Genomic DNA, 20,916 nt, shown 5'->3' with positions numbered 1-20,916 from the left:
CTGACTGGTCACAGATTGTGATTTCTTTCTCGCGTTTAATGCTGTGCGCGTCTTTTCATTCGTCGCATCATCCATAATAATGCCAGCATAATGGCGAGATACCCCATGACGTACATTCCCTGATGTTTTCTCGCCGTCAGGTCGGGATCGGCCACCCAGGCCAGAAAGGCGGTGACATCCCGTGCGTATTGTTCTTCTGTTTGCGCGACCTGCGATTCTGAATGCCATTCGATTTCGCCATCCGCCAGCGGTTTTGGCATGTTAATCACCCCACCCGGATAGTAACGATTCGCCTTCAGTTCCGGGTCATCGGGCAGATAACCGGTTAAGAGCGCGAAGAGGTAATCCGCTCCTTGCTCAGTGTAGGGAATAAACGCGTCCAGCAGAAATTGCGGAAAGCCGCGATCGTAGGTACGGGCGCGAACGATATAACTCAAATCCACGGGCAGGGCGCCGTTATTCAGGTATCTCGCCTCCTGGTCATTGAGATAAGGCGAAATAAAGCTGTCGTTCAGGGTGCCGTCCCGCTCGCCGGGTTGGCCGTCATCCTGAATAATCGGAAAGACATAGCCGCTGGCGAGGTTTTTTGCGTCTTCTGGCGTCAGTTCCGGGCCGCCGGGTTTGGTCAGCGTGCGAAACGTCAGGTATTTCATGCCATGACAGGCACGACACTTCTCTTCATAGACCTGCAAACCGCGCCGCAGTTGCGCCTTATCATATTCTCCGGAGAGACCGCTGAAGCTCCACGCCTGGCGAGTGGGAACCGGTTCTTGCGCGAATGTAGGGCCTGTCGTGCAAAATGCCACCCACAGCATGCCATATCTGAGTAATTGTCTCATCATTTCAGTCCTGCTTTTCCAGAAAACGACGACAGGGCAGCACCAGTAAAAACCAGGCGAAATAGCCGATTGTCGACAGTTGCGAGACCGCGCGGATCCATCCCTCTTCATTACGAATGCCTTCCGTCAGATCGGGGCCAACCAGTGCTTTTGATCCCAGCCATCCCAGAAAACAGACATTCAGCACCCACAGGCAGAAACCCCATTTCACCCATTTGTTGTAGTGGCGAAAACGCGCGCGGGAGGTATCCAGCCACGGGAGAAAATAGAAGATCAGCACTGCGCCGCACATCGCCGCCAGCCCGACGAGTTCGTTCGGGAAGCAGCGCAGAATGGAAAAGAAGGGGAGAAAGTACCACTCCGGGGCAACAATCGCCGGAGTCACCGTGGGATCTGCCGGGATGAAGTTATCCGCGCTGCTCAGATAATGAGGCGCGAAAAATAAAAACCAGGTGAACAGCATCAGGAATAACGTGATTTTAATGGCATCTGAATCCGTGATTCGGTAATCGAAGAGCAGACTACGGGACGCTTTCTCGCTGAAGGTCCGTTTCATCGCGTGAGCAAAGGCCGACTGTACCGTACGGACGTGGAAAATCGTCATCACCACGACCGCAAAGGGAAGAATAAAGTGCAGGACGTAAAAACGCCCCAGCGTGGGGGTGCCAGGCGCATAGCCACCCACCAGGAAGGTATACAACTTGTCACCCACCACCGGGATGGCGCGGGCGAAACTGGTGATCACCGTCGCGGCCCAGTAGCTCTTTTGCCCCCAAATCAGGCTGTAGCCGAGAAACGCGGTGATCATCAGCAGCACGTACAACGTGACGCTAATCATCCACATCGGCACATACGGTCTGCGGTAGACGCTGTAATACATGCCACGGAAAATATGCAGATAGCAGGCGAAGAAAAACAGCGATGCGCCGATGGTGTGCATACTGCGCAGCAATTCTCCGTGACTCACTGCGCGCATGATGTGGACGATGGAATCAAACGCCAGCGATGTCGTCGGGACGTAAAACATCGCCAGCACGATGCCGGTCAGTATCTGTATTCCAAGCATCACCAGCAGGATCGCACCGACGGCAAACAGCCATACACCGGCGATGGAGCGCGGGAAAGGAATGCGCCAGCGGATCATCTTACACGTCCTTAGCGCCAATACGCACGGTCAGACCATCAGGATGAAAGGCAAACTCTGGAACGGCCAGATTGGCGGTTGCGGGGCCGCGAGTGACCCGTCCGGAAGTATCAAACTCCGAACCGTGACACGGACAAATCCAGCCCTGTCCACCGGGTCTGGTATTGGGTACGCAGCCGGCGTGCGGACAATACCCCTGAACAACCAGCCACTGCGGATAGTCAGACGCGACCCGTTCGCTGTCCGCCTGCGGATCGATAAGCGCGCGGTGGTCAGCCTTGCGGGCCGCGACGATCTCTTCCGGCGTGCGATGATGGATGAGGATCAGCTTTCCTTGCCAGATGCGTCTGATAGTTTGCCCCGCGGCGATCCCCGCCAGCGAGACGTCTATCGGTTCATTTTCCCCGCGCGTTGTTTCGTCCGGGCCTAATGCGGAAATTAACGGCCAGACGGCGGCGGTCACTCCCGCTGCGCCGACAAATTTTGTCAATTTGCACAGGCAGTTGCGTCGTTGTTGCTGAATGTCCTTATCCGGCTGTTTGTTCTCCACCACCACAGCGCTCTCCCTTACTGTTTATCAATGCGCGAATAGATGTCCTGGAAGCGTTTATCGGCGATCCCGGGTGCCGTAAACGCGCGATAACTGTCCGGCAGAGTGGCGTCGCCGACTTTAATCAGCATGACCATCCCTTGCGCATAATGTGGGGTGCATTTAATGCCGTAGAAGCCCGCGTTGTCATACTTCACTGCGATCTCCTCATCGATTTTGCCGATAAATCCTGGGTAGCCCGCAGGCGACAGTTCAGCAATTGAGGCCGCGTTATGACTCTTATGCTTGCGGATAAATTTCACCGTATCGCCAGGTTGAATCTCCAGGTAGTCCGGCTCATAGACCATGGGGCCTGCTGAACCGCGATTCTTCATCAGTACTTCGTGGGTTTGCGCGAAGGCAGAGGCGGTGAGGGCCAGCAAACACAATACGTTCAGGCTCTTTTTGAGATAGTTCATGGGGTCTTCCTTAGGCTTCTTCAGGTCTTTGATAACGAATAAAACAGTTCGCACCATGGGGATCGCGCTCGACGATAGCGTCAATGCCAAACCAGGCGCGGAGATTCTCGCGGGTGAAAATGGCGCAGGGACGGCCCTGCATTTCCAGACGACCGGCGTTCATCACGATGATGCGATCGCAGAACATGGCAGCATGATTGAGATCGTGGAGAGCGGCGACAACCGTCAGTTTTTCGCGTTTCACCAGGCTGAGAAGGCCAATCTGATGTTGAATGTCGAGGTGATTCGTGGGTTCGTCCATCAGCAGCAGTTGTGGCTGCTGAGCGAGCGCGCGGGCAATATGCAGGCGTTGTTTTTCGCCGCCGGAAAAGGTGTGCCAGCAACGATGGCGAAGATGCTGAAGATCGACTTTCTCCAGCATGGTCTGGACGATATTGTCATCGTTGTCCGACCACGGATTCAGCAGGCTCAGCCACGGGGTTCGTCCCAGCGAGACGGCCTGTAGCGCGGTCAGGCGCTCACTGGTTTCTGCCTGCTGCTCAACCAGCGCGACTTGCTGCGCCAGTTGACGGCGTGAATAGCGATGCAGCGCTTTTTGCTGCAACAGGATGTGACCGGCGGTGGGCTTCAGTAGACCGGCCAGCAACGAAATCAGCGACGTTTTCCCGGAGCCATTGGGGCCGATAATGCCGACAAACTCCCCCGGCGCCACGCGGAGTGAAACGTCATTGACAATCACTTTGCCTTTCACCTGCCAGTGCAGACATTCCGCCTGAATCATCGCGTCGCAGGCGGCAACCGGAGTCGGTACAGGATTAACGGTCATTTGGTCGGGTTTCCTCTGATCAGGATGATGGAAAACGCGGGCGCGCCGACCAGAGCCGTAATGACGCCGATGGGCAGAACTTGTCCGGGGAGAAGCGTGCGGGAGATGACATCGGCGACGATCAGGAAAATGGCGCCGATCAGCGCGCTGACAGGCAGCAGACGATGGTGCTGATTGCCTACCAGCAGACGGGCGGCGTGAGGGATCACCAGTCCCACAAAGCCAATTGCGCCGACGATGGAGACCATAATGGCCGTCATACCGGTTACGGCGGCAATCAGCACGCCACGAGTGCGTTTTACCGGAATCCCCAGTGAGGCGGCGGACTCCGCGCCAAAAGAGAAGGCATCCAGATGACGGGCATAACAGAAACATATCGCAACGCCAACTAACGCGGTGGGGATTGCCAGTACCACATCGGGCCAGCGGACGCCGCTCAGATTCCCGAGCAACCAGAACATAATGCCGCGTGCCTGTTCCGCGTTGGCAGAGCGGGTGATGATCAGTGAGGTCAGCGCATTGAATAACTGGGAGCTGGCAATCCCGGCGAGAATGATTTGCGTCGTAACCCCACCGCCTTGCCTGCCGCCTGCCGCTACCGCCAGAAGGGCCACAAACAAAAAGGCGGTCAGGGCACCGACAAATGCGCCGAACGACATGCTGATCATCCCGGCACCCAGTCCGGTCAGCGCAACCAACACCGCACCGGTTGAGGCGCCTGCGGAAATGCCCAGCAGATACGGCTCGGCAAGCGCATTGCGCAGTAACGACTGTAAAACCACGCCCGACACGGCCAGGCAGGCGCCACAACTGGCGGAGACCAGCGCACGGGTCAGGCGATAGTTCCAGACAATCCCGGCATCCAGTGCATCAACCGGATAATGGGTGTCAAACAGATGATTTGCCAGCGTGTTGAGTACGTGCTGCCAGGGAATAAACGTCTCGCCAATGGCGATCCCTGCCAGCAGGACGCCGCACATCAGCACGCTAACCCAGAGGGCGTGGGCGCAAACATTGACCGCTAACCGACTGACGGCGTGACGCGTCCTGCGTAAATCGCTCATAGTGACCTGCGTTTCGGAGTGCATAAAACGCGCCGGACCCGTCGGGATCTGGCGCGAAACGAGGATTAATGCGCGGCCTGAGGATGCGCTAAACCGTACTCAACCAGGGCGTCAGCCAGTTTCTCAACACCGTCGATCGTTCTGATTCCGGCATTCATAGTCTGTACATCAATCACCGGTAAATGATCGGCTTTAACGGCGGGGATCAGTTGGGTGACCGGGTCGGATTTCAAATATTCCATTTTCACCTGCCAGTCATCGGCCGGGAAACGCCGGCGACTCATTTCCCCCAGCACAATCACTGTCGGCTGGGCTTTGGCGATGGTTTCCCAACCGACCGTTGGCCATTCTTCGGCGGAATCAATGACGTTTTTGATACCCAGGGTCTGCGCAATCCAGGCGGCAGGTCCTAATTTCCCGGCGACGTAGGGATCCAGTTGCAGGTCGGCGCTGGAGAACCAGAAAACGGCGGAGACGTTGTTGTCCATCCCGGCGATTTTGTTTTTCGCTGCCGTTTCACGTGCTTTGAGGCTGGCAATCAGTTCGTTGCCCTTATCCTGAACGTCGAAGATCGTCGCTAAGTCGGCCACTTCCTGATAGACCATTGCGATATCAAACATGCCTTTGCGCACGCCGTCACCGCCATCTTCGTTATCTTTCGCGCAGTCTGCCGGTGCGGTATAGACCGGGACCTTCAGTTCGCTGAACTGTTCATAAGAGGCCACCGTGCCCGCAGGACCGATCTGCCATTCGAACTGGCTGGCGACCAGATCTGGTTTTTTGGCAATGATGCCTTCGAAGCTGGGGATGTTCTGGGCAATAACTGCAATCTTGTCATTTGCCGCCTTATACGCGTCGGGAACAGGCCCGAACCACAGCGATGTGCCTACCACTCGATCGGCCAGGCCCAGCGCATACAGGATCTCAGTGCTGTTTTGTCCTACGGTGGCCACACGTTTTGGCGCTGCGTTAAACGTGATATCCCGACCACAGTTTTTTATCGTCAATGGATATTCCGTTTTGGCTGCATGAGAAAGACCTGAGGTGAGAAACAGCGCGGTACCAGCAACAACCAGAAGCATTTTTTTATAAGGTACAGAGGTAACATTAGCGTGCATTATTATCATCCCGTTCATGCCAGAATCTGAACGTCTGGTCATGGATTATATCGTTCCATATATCGGGAGAGTTCATGACGATAGATGACAGGACATCGTGAAATTTACGCATGACGTTATGAAAATAAAGAAAGTCAGCAGTTCAGTCAGAAATCTGATTCACTCTTTCACGGTGGCTTATATCAAATAAATCATCACATGGACCATCCCGTCCACTCAATGGGGCATAAATTTGACAGCAGGTCTCCTGACTCACGGTAATCAGAATATCGGCCTTCCCATAAAGATTCGCTTTACAGTGACCTGCAACAAAATATGCTGCACGAGGATATTCTGCATCCGCCTACAGTTGCGGGGGCAGTCATGGCATGGGATTGTAATAATCCGCACCATGTTCCTATTCATTACAATGTTGGTGTAATGAAATGCTGTCGGAAAAGACTGTATCGGCATTTGTTAACAAGATCAATCGCAAGGGGAAAGAAGGGTTTGTTTGAGATAAATAATGTCTATTTATTAAATATCAATGAGTTATGTTTTATCTGGTAATAAAATTCTGGATAACGAAACGTCATAGTGAAAAGCTAAATGAGAATTGATTGACGTTGATCAAGTAATATTCTTATTCATGCTAATTTATGTGATCTCTCCATATGCACTAATTGCCAGTCATCGTGCATATCCATTACAACCTGAAAATGATTACGTCGCCAGAATGAATAACCTCCCGGTAAAAAATGGTGGGTATGTAAGTATAATAAGTTGTACTGCTGTTGCTCGCAGAATGTTTCAGCAAAAGCGAGTAACTGACCCCCAATACCTTTTCTGCGATAACGTTTGTCCACATAGCAGCGACAAATTTCTGCCGTTTCTGTCAAAATATAGCGTCCGCGAAGTTCGGTAATGCGGTCGTCATATTGGCAGACGGCCAGGGTAGCAATGAGTTCATGCTTTTCGCTCCAGGCACACAGCAATACATTCCGCTGCTGTTGAATATACTGCTGTTGCAGGTTAAAAACATCCTGTCCGGCATCAGGGACTGGCCTGTCCGCCGCAAAGAACTCGTTCAGATGTTGAATCAGAAATAACTGAACCGCCGGAATATCTTCTCCGGTCATTTCACGTAGCGTAAATGAAATCACGAGTTGTCACTCTTATTCGCAGGAACAGAAAGCAGATAATAACAACACGGGAGGGGAAAAACAGGGGGCAGAGCGGAAAATGTTACCGGCCTGTACAGGAACAGACCGGTAATCGCAAAAAGATTATAAATCAGCCAGCGCCGCGTCGCGGTTCGGGAAGAAGGCCAGACGACCCGGAATCGGTTTAATACCAGCGCGCGCCATCGTGCGCAGCGGCTGGAACTCGAGGTTACTTACGCGCAGCTCGCAGCCTTCTGGCAATCTTTTCACAAAGCGCTGGAAGGCATCGAGACCGCCAGCGTCCAGCACCGGTACCGCGTCCCATTTCAGTACGACAATGCGCTTGCCTTCGATGCGCGACTCCAGATCGGTAAACAATCCTTCCGCGGCCGCAAAGAACAGCGGGCCGATCACGCGCAGCACCAGCACATCTTCGGGTACTTCGACGTTCACCGCTGCCAGTCGCGTCATGCGCGCGATACGGCGCATAAACAGTAACGAGGCCAGCACAATCCCGACGCTGATGGCAATGACCATGTCAAACAGCACCGTCAGCGACATACACATCATCATCACAATGATGTCGTCTTTGGGCGCATGACGCAGCAAATCCACAACTTTGTGCGCTTCGCTCATGTTCCAGGCCACCATCAGCAGCAGGGCCGCCATCGCCGACAACGGCAGCCATGAAAGCAACGGCGCCAGCGCCAGCAGCGCCATGATCACCAGCAGCGCGTGGATCACCGCGGAAATGGGGGACGTTGCGCCAGCGCGGACGTTTGCTGCCGAACGGGCAATTGCCGCCGTTGCGGTAATCCCACCAAAGAAGGGGGCGACAATATTACCGAGTCCCTGGCCAATCAGTTCGCTGTTGGCTTTGTGTTTCGTGCCGGTCATCCCGTCGAGCACCACGGCGCAGAGCAGGGACTCGATCGCCCCCAGCATGGCCATTGAGAATGCCGCCGGAAGCAGGGCGCGCAGGGAATCCCAGCTCAATGTGAAGTCAGAATCCGGTAGATTCCACGGCAGCACCAGTTGCGGCAGCAGTTGCGGGATCCCGTTGCCCTGTGAGCCGTCGGCGAGAATATAGTGGAACTGAGAACCAATGGTGGCAACGTGGCCGCCCAGCAGGTTGATGATCCCCATGACGGCACAGCCGGCGAGCAGGGCGGGCAGGTGACCTGGCAGGCGAATGCCCAGACGCGGCCACATCATCAGCGTACCCAGCGTGACCACCCCGATGGCGGCATCGCCCAGGTTAATGGTCGGCAGAGCCATGAAGAGCGCGCCGACTTTTTGCAGATAGTGTTCCGGGACGTGGGCCATCTGCAGACCGAGGAAATCTTTGATTTGCATGGTACCAATGGTGATACCAATCCCTGAGGTAAAACCTAAGGTAACCGAGACCGGGATGTACTCAATCAGGCGGCCAAAGCGGGCCAGGCCAAAGAGGATCAGGAAGACCCCGGACATCAGCGTCGCGACAAGCAGGCCTGCCAGCCCAAATTGTTGCGAAACGGGATAGAGGATCACCACAAACGCGGCGGTCGGGCCTGAAACGCTAAAACGCGAGCCCCCGGTTAAGGCAATAACAATCCCGGCCACAGCGGAGGTATAAAGTCCGTACTGCGGCGCGACACCGCTCCCGATAGCCAGCGCCATCGCCAGCGGGATAGCAATAATCCCGACGGTGATCCCGGCAATCACATCACGGGTAAACCGTGAGGCGGTATATTTTTCCTTCCAGCAAGCGTCGATGAGGGCGCGGAAAGGCATCACATGTGAGGAAAAAATTCTGTTCACAATAATGTTTCATCCATGAGCGCATCATCTGTCAACTCAATGAAATGGCGGGTTGGCAGGTGAAGGAGGCATAAGTCATACAAATAAAGGTTACAGATAAAAAAACCCGCCGCAGCGGGTCTTTGAGCCGGGTTCGATTAATGCTCGAACATAGCAGAAATTGATTCTTCGTTGCTGATACGACGAATCGCTTCGGCCAGCATACCCGACAGGGTCAACGTACGCACGTTCGGCAGTGCTTTGATTTCGTCGGTCAGCGGAATGGTATCGCAGACAACAACTTCATCAATCACAGAGTTACGCAGGTTGTTTGCCGCATTGCCTGAGAAGATCGGGTGAGTGGCGTAAGCGAATACGCGTTTTGCACCACGTTCTTTCAGCGCTTCAGCTGCTTTACACAGCGTACCACCGGTGTCGATCATATCGTCAACCAGGACGCAGTCACGACCTGCAACGTCACCGATGATGTGCATCACCTGAGAGACGTTTGCACGCGGACGGCGTTTGTCGATGATCGCCATATCGGTGTCATTGAGCAGCTTAGCGATAGCGCGGGCACGCACGACGCCACCGATGTCCGGAGAAACCACAATCGGGTTATCCAGATTCAGCTGCAGCATATCTTCTAACAGAATGGGGCTACCAAATACGTTATCAACCGGTACGTCGAAGAAGCCCTGGATTTGTTCAGCATGCAGGTCAACGGTCAGAACGCGGTCAACGCCGACGCTGGACAGGAAGTCAGCGACAACTTTTGCCGTAATCGGCACACGGGCGGAACGTACACGACGATCCTGGCGCGCATAGCCAAAGTAAGGGATAACGGCGGTGATACGGCCTGCGGAAGCACGGCGCAGGGCATCAACCATAACGACCAATTCCATCAGGTTGTCGTTCGTTGGAGCACAAGTGGACTGGATGATGAAAATATCACCACCGCGTACATTTTCGTTAATTTGTACGCTGACTTCGCCGTCGCTAAAGCGACCTACAGCGGCGTCGCCGAGAGAAGTGTACAGGCGGTTGGCAATACGTTGTGCTAGTTCCGGGGTGGCGTTACCAGCAAAAAGCTTCATATCAGGCACGAGAAGAACCTCAGGCATGCGTCCATTGGTGGAAAGAGTTTGCCAAAAACTGTGCGGGCCAGGCAGCACTCTCTCCATGCGGTGTATTAACGAGCGCGATGCAACGTCTGGAACAGGGTGACGTTGTCACCGAAACTCAGCTTGCCCGGCTTACCCGTCATCATTCATGTTTTATGCGCGCTGGCTTCAAGGCCTCACACCAGTCACATACGGGTGTATGCGCCTGGCAATTCGTCATCTCGCCAACGTACTGAAACGTCAATGATTCAGAGTAACGCTCTATGCAGTGGAGAGAGGTTGACACCCTTCGCCACAAAGGCATTGAGCCATTCCGGGGCTTGCTCAAGCACCTGCCGGGCACGAGACTCTGTATCGAATTCAGCAAAGACACAGGCTCCTGTACCAGTCAGGCGCGACGGCGCGTATTCTAACAGCCAGGAAAGCGCCGCATCAACCTCGCGAAAACGTTTTCTTGCGATAACCTCGCAATCATTGCTGAATTCACATTTTAATAACGTTTCTATTGACCTTTTTGGCGTATTACGGGGGAGGTCGGGATCGTTAAAAATCATCGGCGTAGGAATGCTGACGCCAGGATGCGCCACCAGATACCATTTTTCGGCCGGTTCCACCGGCGTCAGGATCTCTCCGACGCCTTCGGCAAAGGCGGCGTGTCCGCGGACAAACACCGGAACATCAGCCCCGAGCGTTAATCCGAGCGCGGCCAGTTCGTCCAGCGACAGACCACACTGCCAGAGATGGTTTAGCGCGACCAGCGCGGTTGCCGCGTTTGACGATCCGCCGCCCAGGCCTCCGCCCATCGGCAGACGCTTTTCGATACGGATATCCGCACCGCTACCGGCTGGCAGCCGACCACGCTCTGCAGCTGTTTTCATCAGCAGTCGCGCGGCGCGGACGATCAGGTTGTCTTCATGCGCCACGCCGTCAACCGGCGTCAGGAGATGAATTTCGCCGTCGCGGCGCGGTTCCAGGCTGAGGGTGTCGCCATAATCGAGAAACTGAAACAGCGTTTGCAGCGTGTGATAACCGTCCGCACGTCGTCCGGTGATGTATAAAAACAGATTCAGTTTTGCCGGAGAGGGCCACTGGGTCATCATTTTACAATCCAGTTATCCATTTTCAGCTTGATACGCTGAGCGCCGTCGGACAGTTCCATATTGGCTGGCATCGCCGGGGTGGTTTTGCTGTCGTACGCGCTGTAGACCACCTTCCAGTTTTTTCCGTCCTGGCGGTAGTTCACTTCGCTCAGGCGGTACTGGTCGTCGAGTTTATAGTCGGTCGCGTCGCCAGGCAGGCCAAGGATCCACTGACGCAGGCTGTTCAGCGGAATCGGCATGCCGGTCAGCTTGCCGATCATCTCTTCGGCATCATCAGCGGTATAGCGCTGGCCTTTATTGTCCATCAACTGCACGTTACCCGGCTGCGCGTTCAGTTCAAGCTCGGTGCTGCCAAGCGGGTTGGTCAGCAGCAGGCGATAGCGATCCTGGCCGGTCTGTTGCCAGAAAAAGCGCGCATAGACCTTCTGCTCGTCGGAAATATAGGCAAACGCGCCGCGCGTCTGATACTGATTCAATTGACGGACCTCCTGCTGATGCTGCCGCCATTGAGGAGAGTCCGGACTTTTCCCCGGGCCTTTCGGCGCGTTGATCGTACAGGCGGTCAGAACCAGGGTTGCCAGCGGAAGCAGGCGGATCAGGCGAAAATCGGGCAGGGTCATAATGATGACGAATCCTTGTGATACGTTGCAATAATAACCCTTAATGCTAGCGCCGCGCGGGTATATCGTCTACGTTCACGTTATCTTAATTTAAGCGGTCAGCGATTACTCCAAAAGGGGGCGCTCTCTTTTATTGATTCCGCGCATCCTGTATGATGCGAGCAGACTAACCATATCAACGCTGGTACTACTCCCGCAGACATGACCCTTTTAGCGCTCGGCATTAACCATAAGACGGCACCTGTATCGCTGCGAGAACGCGTAACGTTTTCGCCGGATACGCTCGATCAGGCGCTGGAAAGCCTGCTTGCGCAGCCAATGGTGCAGGGCGGCGTGGTTTTGTCGACGTGTAACCGCACGGAGCTGTATCTTAGCGTGGAAGAGCAGGACAACCTGCAGGAAGCGCTGATTCGTTGGTTATGTGATTACCACAATCTTAATGAAGAGGAGCTGCGCAGCAGTCTCTACTGGCATCAGGATAACGATGCGGTCAGCCATCTGATGCGTGTCGCCAGCGGTCTGGATTCACTGGTACTCGGTGAACCACAGATCCTCGGTCAGGTGAAAAAAGCCTTTGCGGATTCGCAAAAAGGTCACCTGAACGCCAGCGCGCTGGAACGTATGTTCCAGAAATCTTTCTCCGTCGCCAAACGGGTCCGTACCGAAACCGATATCGGCGCCAGCGCCGTGTCCGTTGCGTTTGCCGCCTGTACGCTGGCGCGCCAAATCTTTGAATCGCTTTCCACAGTCACCGTGCTGCTGGTCGGCGCAGGCGAAACCATCGAGCTGGTGGCGCGCCATCTGCGCGAACACAAAGTGCAGAAGATGATCATCGCCAACCGCACCCGCGAGCGGGCGCAGGTTCTGGCCGATGAAGTGGGCGCCGAAGTGATCGCACTCAGCGACATCGACGAACGTCTGCGGGAAGCTGACATTATCATCAGTTCAACCGCCAGCCCGCTGCCTATCATTGGCAAAGGGATGGTGGAGCGCGCGCTGAAAAGTCGCCGCAATCAGCCGATGCTGCTGGTGGATATCGCCGTTCCGCGCGATGTCGAACCGGAAGTCGGCAAACTGGCTAACGCCTATCTCTATAGCGTTGACGATCTGCAAAGCATCATTTCGCACAACCTGGCGCAGCGCAAAGCCGCGGCAGTGGAAGCCGAAACGATTGTCGCGCAGGAAACCAGCGAGTTTATGGCCTGGCTGCGCGCTCAGGGCGCCAGTGAAACCATTCGTGAATACCGGAGTCAGTCTGAGCACGTACGGGATGAACTGACCGCAAAAGCGCTTGCTGCTCTGGAGCAGGGCGGCGACGCGCAGGCCATTATGCAGGATCTGGCATGGAAACTGACCAACCGCCTGATCCATGCGCCAACCAAATCTCTTCAGCAGGCTGCCCGTGACGGGGATGACGAACGCCTGAATATCTTGCGCGACAGCCTCGGGCTGGAGTAGCAACACATCCTTCTTTTTACAAGGTGCATTTACGCCTATGAAGCCTTCTATCGTTGCCAAACTGGAAGCCCTGCATGAACGCCATGAAGAAGTTCAGGCGCTGCTGGGTGATGCGGGAACCATCGCAGACCAGGAACGTTTTCGCGCACTGTCGCGCGAGTATGCACAGCTAAGCGATGTTTCTCGCTGTTTTACGGACTGGCAACAGATTCAGGACGATATCGAAACAGCACAAATGATGCTCGACGATCCTGAAATGCGTGAAATGGCGCAGGAAGAACTGCGCGAAGCGAAAGACAAGAGTGAACAACTGGAACAGCAGCTACAGGTATTGCTGCTGCCGAAAGATCCGGATGATGAACGCAATGCGTTTCTGGAAGTTCGCGCCGGGACCGGCGGTGATGAAGCGGCCTTGTTTGCCGGCGATCTGTTCCGCATGTACAGCCGCTATGCCGAAACGCGTCGCTGGCGCGTGGAGATCATGAGCGCCAGCGAAGGCGAGCACGGCGGCTATAAAGAGATTATCGCCAAGATCAGTGGCGACGGCGTCTATGGTCGACTGAAGTTTGAGTCCGGCGGGCATCGCGTGCAGCGCGTACCGGCAACGGAATCACAGGGGCGTATCCACACCTCTGCCTGCACCGTGGCGGTGATGCCGGAGCTGCCGGAAGCCGAACTGCCGGATATCAACCCGGCCGATCTGCGTATTGATACTTTCCGTTCCTCCGGGGCGGGTGGTCAGCACGTTAACACCACCGACTCCGCCATCCGTATTACCCACCTGCCGACCGGCATTGTGGTGGAGTGTCAGGATGAACGTTCGCAGCACAAGAACAAAGCCAAAGCGCTCTCGGTGCTCGGCGCGCGTATTCGCGCGGCAGAAGTGGCGAAACGCCAGCAGGCCGAAGCGTCAACCCGTCGTAACCTGCTGGGCAGCGGCGACCGCAGCGACCGCAACCGGACCTACAACTTCCCGCAGGGGCGTGTGACCGATCACCGCATCAACCTGACGCTCTACCGTCTGGATGAAGCAATGGAAGGCAAACTGGATATGCTGATTGAGCCGATCGTGCAGGAATACCAGGCTGACCAACTGGCGGCGCTGTCCGAGCAGGAATAATGGATTTTCAGCACTGGTTACGTGAGGCGATAAGCCAGCTACAGGAGAGTGAAAGCCCACGTCGCGATGCCGAGATCTTACTCGAATTCGTGACCGGAAAAGGGCGCACCTGGATACTGGCGTTTGGCGAAACGCCGTTGACCGACGCCCAGCAGGCACAGCTGGCGACGCTGCTGTCTCGCCGTCAGCGGGGTGAACCGATCGCGCACTTAACCGGCGTGCGGGAATTCTGGTCGTTGCCGCTGTTTGTTTCACCGGCCACGTTGATCCCGCGTCCGGATACCGAATGTCTGGTGGAGCAGGCGCTGGCGCGACTGCCATCAAGTCCGTGCCGCATTCTCGATCTTGGTACCGGCACCGGCGCGATTGCGCTGGCGCTGGCGTCTGAGCGTCCTGACTGCGAGGTCACGGCGGTTGACAGGATGCCGGATGCCGTTGCGCTGGCGCAGCGTAATGCGGCCCATCTGGCGATCAATAACGTCCACATTCTGCAAAGCGACTGGTTTAGCGCCTTGTCGGGGCAGCAGTTTGCGATGATTGTCAGCAATCCGCCCTACATTGACGAGCAGGATCCGCATCTGGCGCAGGGCGATGTTCGCTTCGAACCGCTGAGTGCCCTGGTCGCCGGTGACTGCGGAATGGCCGACATTGTGCACATCATCGAGCAATCTCGCACGCGGCTGGAAGCGGGCGGTTTTCTGCTGATCGAGCATGGCTGGCAGCAGGGTGCCGCGGTGCGAGACGCCTTTATTCGCGCGGGCTACCAGGCGGTAGAAACCTGTCGCGATTATAGCGACAACGAACGCCTTACGCTCGGACGTAAGCCCGTATGAACAGCATTACGCTCCTGCTTGGGGTTCACCTTATCAGCATTGCGCTTTCCGTTAGTCTGTTTGTGTTGCGTTATGGGTGGCGTGAATGTCACTCTGCGCGGGCTCACGCGCGCTGGACGCGCGTTGTCCCACCGATGGTTGACACCGTTTTGTTGCTCAGTGGTGTGGGGTTGATCGCTAAAACGCACATCCTGCCATTCACAGAACAGGGGACATGGCTGACTGAGAAGCTGTTTGGAGTTATCATTTACATCGTTTTGGGTTTTATTGCGCTCGATTACCGTCGGGCGCGCAGTCGGCAGGCGCGATTAATCGCGTTCCCGCTGGCGCTGGTGGTGCTGTACATCATCATTAAACTCGCCACCACAAAAATACCGTTACTGGGGTAAGTCATGAGGTCGTTAGCTGATTTCGAATTTAATAAAGCGCCATTGTGCGACGGGATGATCCTGGCATCGGAATCGATCCGCCTGGATTTCCCTTCGCAAACTGTCTATGACGAGCTGGAACGTCTGGTCAGCCAGGCGCAAGAAGAAATTAGCCAGCTTTTGTCTCAGGATGAGCAACTGGAAAAATTGCTGGCACTTTTCTACGGCGAGTGGGGTTTTACTGACACCCGCGGCGTTTACCGTCTGTCCGACGCGCTATGGCTTGACCAGGTACTGAAGAACCGCCAGGGCAGTGCGGTATCACTGGGGGCAATCTTATTGTGGATTGCCAACCGGCTGTCATTGCCGCTGGTGCCGGTGATCTTCCCGACGCAGCTTATTTTGCGTATTGAGTCGCTGGAAGGCGAAATGTGGCTCATCAACCCGTTTAACGGCGAAACGTTGAATGAGCATACGCTGGAAGTGTGGCTGAAGGGGAATATCAGCCCGGTCGCTGAGTTATTTAACGAGGACCTGGATGAAGCGGATAACGCGGAAGTGATTCGCAAGCTGCTGGACACGCTGAAATCTTCCTTAATGGAAGAACAGCAGATGGAGCTGGCGCTGCGAGCGAGCGAGGCGTTACTGCAATTTAACCCGGAAGATCCGTATGAAATACGTGACCGGGGCTTAATTTACGCGCAACTGGAATGTGAACATGTCGCGCTGACCGATTTAAGCTATTTCGTTGAGCAGTGTCCGGAAGACCCGATCAGCGAAATGATTCGTGCGCAGATTAATAACATCTCGCATAAGCAAATTGTCCTGCATTAATTTATCGACATTCTTACTCATCATTAAGGCGATCCTATGAAACAAAAAGTGGTTAGCATTGGCGACATCAAGGTAGCAAACGATCTGCCGTTCGTGCTGTTTGGCGGGATGAACGTGCTGGAATCGCGCGATCTGGCGATGCGCATTTGTGAGCACTACGTGACCGTTACCCAGAAACTGGGTATCCCTTACGTGTTCAAGGCCTCTTTTGATAAAGCCAACCGTTCCTCTATCCACTCCTACCGTGGACCGGGCCTGGAAGAAGGGATGAAAATCTTCCAGGAACTGAAGCAGACCTTTGGCGTGAAAGTGATCACCGACGTTCATGAAGCCAGCCAGGCGCAGCCTGTCGCTGACGTTGTGGATGTGATTCAGTTACCGGCGTTCCTCGCGCGTCAGACCGATCTGGTGGAAGCGATGGCGAAAACCGGCGCGGTCATCAACGTGAAGAAACCGCAGTTCGTAAGCCCGGGTCAGATGGGCAATATCGTGGATAAATTCCATGAAGGCGGTAACGACAAGGTGATCCTGTGCGACCGTGGGGCAAACTTCGGTTATGACAACCTGGTTGTCGATATGCTGGGCTTCAGCGTAATGAAGAAAGTTTCCGGTAACAGCCCGGTGATTTTCGACGTGACCCACGCGCTGCAGTGCCGCGACCCGTTTGGCGCCGCTTCTGGCGGCCGTCGTGGTCAGGTGACTGAGCTGGCGCGTGCCGGTATGGCGGTCGGTCTGGCCGGTCTGTTCATCGAAGCGCACCCGGATCCGGCCAACGCGAAATGCGACGGCCCGTCCGCGCTGCCGCTGGCGAAGCTGGAACAGTTCCTGGTGCAGATGAAAGCGGTTGACGATCTGGTGAAAAGCTTCGACGAGCTCGATACCGAGAACTAATTGAAAGATTGTGTGCCCGATATTGCATCGGGCAAGATGTAGGCCCGATAAGCGTGTTAGCGCCATCGGGCTTTTTTATATCAGGCAAAGATGGTCATCAGATAGGCGGCAAACAGCGCCAGATGCGCCGCACCGTTCAGTACGTTAGTGCGCCCCGTTGAGAACGAGATATGGCACAGCACCAGCGACGCCACCATCACTACCATTTCTGGTGCGCCTAAGCCGAACACCAGGTCATTCCCTGTAGCCCACGCAATCAGCGTGACCACCGGTACCGTCAGGGAGATAGTGGCCAGCACGGAACCAAAGAACAGATTCATTGCGCGCTGTACCTGGTTATTCAGCACTGCTTTCAGCGCCCCAAGCCCTTCCGGGGAAAGGATCAGCAGCGCGACCAGGAAACCGGTAAAGGCGACCGGGGCGTTCAGTTCGGTCAGCAGTGTCTCCAGCGGGTTTGCGTTCATCTTGGTGACGGCAATCACCGCAATCAGATGGATCACCAACCAGACGGCATGCCACAGATTGCTGTGCGCAGAAGGCTTACCGTGGTGGGGGTCGTCGTCATCGCTGTCATCTTCGTGCTCATAAACAAACAGACTCTGGTGCGTCTTGGTCTGGATGAGCAGGAATACGCCGTACATCGCAGCAGAAATTAAGGCCACCAACAGCGCCTGGCCGGTGGTGAAATTCGCGCCGGGCAGCGCCATCGGAAACACCAGCACGATAATCGCCAGCGGAAACAGGGCAATAAGATACTGTTTAATACCGAACAGATTCATATACTGAGTGGCGAACTTACGCCCGCCCAGTAACAACGAAAAGCCCACCAGACCACCCGTGACAATCATGATGATGGAATAGAGCGTGTCGCGCATCAGCGTAGGCGCCGCATCGCCGGTCGCCATCAGCGCTGAGATCAGGCTGACTTCAAGAATAACCACGGACAGACTCAGAATGAGTGAGCCGTAGGGTTCGCCGAGGCGATGAGCCAGTACGTCGGCGTGACGAACAACGCTAAAGGCGCTGCTTAAGATACCAATCAGGGCAAGAAGGTTAATTCCGATTACCGCTGGTAGTGAATGGCTGCCTCCCCAAAGGAACAGCACTACCAGCGCCACAACCGGGAAAATAAGCGATGTCTCCTTATGGCGGGTTTTCACCGCCTCATGTGCATGTGTCATGAATGCTCTCCATCTCTGCAGGTCGATTTTAGTTATAAATGTAATAAAGAGTGTAAAAAATAACAGAAAACGCAGGCTTTACGGTGATATTTTACGAAATTTTACGGCATTTCGGCCTTTCACCTTTAAAACGACAGAAAGAGAAACTCTTGTTTAGATAGTGTTTAAATAACAGAAGCTTATGCTGGCTGTAGGACGAATAAACCTTATTGTAGTGGCAGAGGCGGTCAGGGTTGACCACACTTAAGGTTTAGCCAAAAAGCGGAGTCAATGATGCCTTATCAAGCAAAAAAAGATCTGCCAGACAGCGTACAACACGTCTTACCCGCCCATGCCCAGGAGATCTACAAAGAGGCGTTCAATAGCGCCTGGGAGCAGTACAAGGACAAAGCCGATCGCCGCGATGATGCCAGTCGGGAAGAGACCGCACATAAGGTGGCGTGGTCGGCAGTGAAAAAAGAGTATGCCAAAGGTGAAGATGATAAGTGGCATAAGAAAACCTAACCACTTCAATTATAAGGTCTAACGCTATAGCCCCCGTGAACGCGTAGGCGAATCGTGCTACCCGTAACCGTTGCTGCCTTGCAAGCGGCCCATGAATTGCATATTGTCGTGATATTGGTTTCAAAATGAGCAGTTAAAATGCCCGGAAGGCGTCAAAAAGTTGTCGCAGGGAAGTATGCAGTGGCGGAGGTGTAAGGTGTTAACGCGTGATTTCTTGATGAATGCCGATTGTAAAACGGCATTTGGTGCTATTGAAGAATCACTCTTATGGTCAGCAGAGCAACGTGCAGCGTCCCTTGCGGCGACGCTGGCCTGTCGACCAGATGATGGACCGGTGTGGATCTTCGGTTATGGATCGTTGATGTGGAACCCGGCGTTAGAATTTGAGGAGTCATGTACCGGTACGCTGGTGGGATGGCATCGGGCATTTTGCCTGCGTCTCACGGCAGGGCGCGGAACCGCGTGCCAGCCGGGACGAATGCTTGCACTCAAAGAGGGCGGACGCACCACCGGTGTGGCTTATCGTCTCCCGGATGCCTCGCTTGAGCAGGAATTAACCCTGTTGTGGAAGCGCGAAATGATCACCGGCTGCTATCTGCCGACCTGGTGCCAACTGGCGTTGGACGACGGGCGAACGGTGAATGCGCTGGTATTTATTATGGATCCGCGCCATCCGCTGTATGAGTCGGACACGCGTGCGCAAATTATCGCCCCGTTGATTGCCGCTGCCAGTGGGCCGCTTGGCACCAACGCGCAGTACCTGTTTTCGCTCGAACAGGAGTTGCAGAAACTGGGGATGCAGGATGAGTGTCTTAACGATCTGGTGACTAACGTGCGCGGTTTGTTAGGGGAGTCTCTGCCTGAAGGTGTTTTGCGACCGGGTTTCGCGTGAGACTTATGTCGGCCCGGCAGGCGTAAGCGCTACCGGGCCATTTGCATATCAGGCGGCAATATAACTGATGGAATGTTCAAGCGACTGGCTATGGCTGTCGATCAGAACATTCCAGACGCCGGTATACGGTACGGTCAACCATGCGTTATCACGGTTCTGCACGCTTAATATGTCGGTCTGCGCGTCTTTAACGTGATTTTTTTCGCTCATCAGATGGATGTGGCAACGCTCCGAACAGCGAACGACCACGGTATCCCCACCAAATAACTTCAAACTTGCCTTTACTAATGCCATTTCTCACCCCGTATTGAAAACAACGTACTTCCTTTCGGAAGTGCTGCGTGATGTTGTTCACATTTTACCCATGAGGAATAACACCAAAGAGTTAGGCTTCGGATGCTGATTTTGATCAAAAAATGGCATAACGATTAAACAATAGTGACAAAATCCCGGAGAAAAGCGTGATCGGGCGCACTTACTTTTGGTAAAGATACGCCCCAATAAGATTAAATTCGGAAATAACCGGATGTTTCAGCAAGCTTGCCTGAAAGGGGGGTCAGAAGGTCAGCACTTTGTCGGCGGCCAGCGTCCATTGTGCCAGTTCCACCAGCGTACCGACTTCCACGCCGTCAATCAGCGGCAGCGTCGTGATCCCGCGCCCGTCCGTGCAGGTTTTGCACAGTTTTACCGGGACGTTCTGGGCAGTAAGGATCTCCAGCATCTGCTGGATGTTATAGCCTTCTGTGGGCTTCTGACCGCGCAAACCCGCCGTAACGGCATCCGACATCAGAAACAGACGCAGGTCGAGGTCGCTCGCCTGCTCACGTAACGCGATCGCCAGCCGCAGGCTGTTGAATAACGATTCGCTACCGTATGCCGCACCGTTGGCAATGATCACTATCTTTTGCATGTTGACTCCTGTTAGCGGGGAAGTTTGTGTTGCCAGTCAGTTATGTTACCGCGCAAGCGGGGTGATACCAACGAAAGTCTGAGGAAAAGGAGAGCCTGGCAAGAGTAAGGATATTCCTGAAAGTGTGAGAAAACCTGCAAAACGACGGGGAGTCAGGT

The 20,916-nt window shown here is 54.8% G+C and carries 23 protein-coding genes and 1 riboswitch; of the genes, 8 read left to right on the top strand and 15 right to left on the bottom strand.

The genetic code is table 11. From position 1 onward, the window contains the following. Positions 1 to 35: 35 nt before the first annotated feature. The 12 genes from AL479_RS22460 to lolB form a co-directional block, all read right to left on the bottom strand. A complete protein-coding gene (locus tag AL479_RS22460) occupies positions 36 to 839 on the bottom strand; it encodes a cytochrome c1 (protein ID WP_061078052.1) in 804 nt (267 codons plus the stop codon). Positions 840 to 843: 4 nt separating this feature from the next. Then, positions 844 to 1,983, bottom strand: a complete 1,140-nt coding sequence (locus AL479_RS22455; RefSeq protein WP_061077721.1) for a cytochrome b — start codon at positions 1,981 to 1,983, stop codon at positions 844 to 846. Between the two features lies 1 nt (position 1,984). Further along, entirely contained in the window at positions 1,985 to 2,536 is a 552-nt protein-coding gene (petA, locus tag AL479_RS22450) for a ubiquinol-cytochrome c reductase iron-sulfur subunit (RefSeq protein WP_061078051.1), read from the bottom strand. Between the two features lie 14 nt (positions 2,537 to 2,550). Continuing rightward, complete coding sequence (locus AL479_RS22445; RefSeq protein ID WP_061077720.1) at positions 2,551 to 2,991, bottom strand: pseudoazurin; 441 nt, start codon at positions 2,989 to 2,991, stop codon at positions 2,551 to 2,553. A gap of 10 nt (positions 2,992 to 3,001) precedes the next feature. Next, positions 3,002 to 3,817, bottom strand: a complete 816-nt coding sequence (locus AL479_RS22440; protein ID WP_061077719.1) for an ABC transporter ATP-binding protein — start codon at positions 3,815 to 3,817, stop codon at positions 3,002 to 3,004. Then, positions 3,814 to 4,881 (bottom strand): FecCD family ABC transporter permease, encoded by a 1,068-nt coding sequence (locus AL479_RS22435; RefSeq protein ID WP_061078050.1) that lies wholly within the window; start codon positions 4,879 to 4,881, stop codon positions 3,814 to 3,816. The genes AL479_RS22440 and AL479_RS22435 overlap by 4 nt, the downstream gene beginning before the upstream one ends. A 65-nt stretch (positions 4,882 to 4,946) precedes the next feature. Further along, on the bottom strand, positions 4,947 to 5,999 hold the full coding sequence (locus AL479_RS22430; RefSeq protein WP_061077718.1) for an ABC transporter substrate-binding protein: 1,053 nt from the start codon (positions 5,997 to 5,999) through the stop codon (positions 4,947 to 4,949). Positions 6,000 to 6,218: 219 nt separating this feature from the next. Beyond that, a riboswitch (cobalamin riboswitch) is annotated at positions 6,219 to 6,447 on the bottom strand. Between the two features lie 178 nt (positions 6,448 to 6,625). Next, positions 6,626 to 7,117: a GNAT family N-acetyltransferase gene (locus AL479_RS22425; RefSeq protein WP_061078049.1), complete on the bottom strand. Its 492-nt coding sequence runs from the start codon at positions 7,115 to 7,117 to the stop codon at positions 6,626 to 6,628. 147 nt (positions 7,118 to 7,264) lie between these two features. After that, complete coding sequence (gene dauA / locus AL479_RS22420) at positions 7,265 to 8,917, bottom strand: C4-dicarboxylic acid transporter DauA (RefSeq protein ID WP_061077717.1); 1,653 nt, start codon at positions 8,915 to 8,917, stop codon at positions 7,265 to 7,267. A gap of 164 nt (positions 8,918 to 9,081) precedes the next feature. Beyond that, on the bottom strand, positions 9,082 to 10,029 hold the full coding sequence (gene prs / locus AL479_RS22415) for a ribose-phosphate diphosphokinase (RefSeq protein WP_001518537.1): 948 nt from the start codon (positions 10,027 to 10,029) through the stop codon (positions 9,082 to 9,084). A 266-nt stretch (positions 10,030 to 10,295) separates the two neighbouring features. After that, positions 10,296 to 11,147, bottom strand: a complete 852-nt coding sequence (gene ispE / locus AL479_RS22405; RefSeq protein ID WP_061077716.1) for a 4-(cytidine 5'-diphospho)-2-C-methyl-D-erythritol kinase — start codon at positions 11,145 to 11,147, stop codon at positions 10,296 to 10,298. Continuing rightward, positions 11,144 to 11,767, bottom strand: coding sequence for a lipoprotein insertase outer membrane protein LolB (gene lolB, locus AL479_RS22400; protein WP_061077715.1), 624 nt, complete (start codon positions 11,765 to 11,767; stop codon positions 11,144 to 11,146). Before lolB ends, ispE begins: the two co-directional genes overlap by 4 nt. A gap of 201 nt (positions 11,768 to 11,968) precedes the next feature. On the opposite strand from lolB, the gene hemA reads away from it, so the two are divergent. Genes hemA through kdsA form a run of 6 tightly spaced genes read left to right on the top strand, consistent with a single transcriptional unit; the run spans position 11,969 to position 17,271 of the window. Continuing rightward, positions 11,969 to 13,225, top strand: a complete 1,257-nt coding sequence (gene hemA, locus AL479_RS22395; RefSeq protein ID WP_061077714.1) for a glutamyl-tRNA reductase — start codon at positions 11,969 to 11,971, stop codon at positions 13,223 to 13,225. Positions 13,226 to 13,262: 37 nt separating this feature from the next. Next, positions 13,263 to 14,345 (top strand): peptide chain release factor 1, encoded by a 1,083-nt coding sequence (gene prfA / locus AL479_RS22390; RefSeq protein WP_044257688.1) that lies wholly within the window; start codon positions 13,263 to 13,265, stop codon positions 14,343 to 14,345. Next, on the top strand, positions 14,345 to 15,178 hold the full coding sequence (gene prmC, locus AL479_RS22385; protein ID WP_061077713.1) for a peptide chain release factor N(5)-glutamine methyltransferase: 834 nt from the start codon (positions 14,345 to 14,347) through the stop codon (positions 15,176 to 15,178). Before prfA ends, prmC begins: the two co-directional genes overlap by 1 nt. Next, positions 15,175 to 15,567, top strand: a complete 393-nt coding sequence (gene sirB2 / locus AL479_RS22380; protein WP_061077712.1) for an invasion regulator SirB2 — start codon at positions 15,175 to 15,177, stop codon at positions 15,565 to 15,567. The genes prmC and sirB2 overlap by 4 nt, the downstream gene beginning before the upstream one ends. A 3-nt stretch (positions 15,568 to 15,570) precedes the next feature. Continuing rightward, positions 15,571 to 16,380 (top strand): invasion regulator SirB1, encoded by an 810-nt coding sequence (gene sirB1, locus AL479_RS22375; protein WP_046481065.1) that lies wholly within the window; start codon positions 15,571 to 15,573, stop codon positions 16,378 to 16,380. A 36-nt stretch (positions 16,381 to 16,416) separates the two neighbouring features. Then, on the top strand, positions 16,417 to 17,271 hold the full coding sequence (kdsA, locus tag AL479_RS22370; protein WP_046481064.1) for a 3-deoxy-8-phosphooctulonate synthase: 855 nt from the start codon (positions 16,417 to 16,419) through the stop codon (positions 17,269 to 17,271). An 80-nt stretch (positions 17,272 to 17,351) separates the two neighbouring features. On the opposite strand, the gene chaA is transcribed toward kdsA, so the two are convergent. Further along, positions 17,352 to 18,452: a sodium-potassium/proton antiporter ChaA gene (gene chaA, locus AL479_RS22365; RefSeq protein WP_061077711.1), complete on the bottom strand. Its 1,101-nt coding sequence runs from the start codon at positions 18,450 to 18,452 to the stop codon at positions 17,352 to 17,354. 273 nt (positions 18,453 to 18,725) lie between these two features. On the opposite strand from chaA, the gene chaB reads away from it, so the two are divergent. Next, on the top strand, positions 18,726 to 18,956 hold the full coding sequence (chaB, locus tag AL479_RS22360) for a putative cation transport regulator ChaB (RefSeq protein WP_061077710.1): 231 nt from the start codon (positions 18,726 to 18,728) through the stop codon (positions 18,954 to 18,956). A gap of 196 nt (positions 18,957 to 19,152) precedes the next feature. Next, positions 19,153 to 19,848 (top strand): gamma-glutamylcyclotransferase, encoded by a 696-nt coding sequence (locus tag AL479_RS22355; RefSeq protein WP_044257693.1) that lies wholly within the window; start codon positions 19,153 to 19,155, stop codon positions 19,846 to 19,848. Between the two features lie 48 nt (positions 19,849 to 19,896). Here AL479_RS22355 and AL479_RS22350 read toward each other — a convergent pair whose 3' ends face one another. Together AL479_RS22350 and AL479_RS22345 are read right to left on the bottom strand one after the other, a co-directional pair. Beyond that, the gene (locus AL479_RS22350) at positions 19,897 to 20,142 is read right to left on the bottom strand and encodes a DUF1883 domain-containing protein (protein ID WP_061077709.1); all 246 of its coding nucleotides are present in this window, start codon (positions 20,140 to 20,142) and stop codon (positions 19,897 to 19,899) included. Between the two features lie 262 nt (positions 20,143 to 20,404). Then, a complete protein-coding gene (locus AL479_RS22345) occupies positions 20,405 to 20,758 on the bottom strand; it encodes a DsrE/DsrF/TusD sulfur relay family protein (RefSeq protein ID WP_043000489.1) in 354 nt (117 codons plus the stop codon). Positions 20,759 to 20,916 lie beyond the last annotated feature (158 nt).

Origin of the sequence: Citrobacter amalonaticus, from assembly GCF_001559075.2 — a bacterium.
Classification (GTDB): domain Bacteria; phylum Pseudomonadota; class Gammaproteobacteria; order Enterobacterales; family Enterobacteriaceae; genus Citrobacter_A; species Citrobacter_A amalonaticus_F.
The sequence above is the reverse complement of the archived record's forward strand: the minus strand, read 5'-3'. Positions and strand labels throughout refer to the sequence as shown.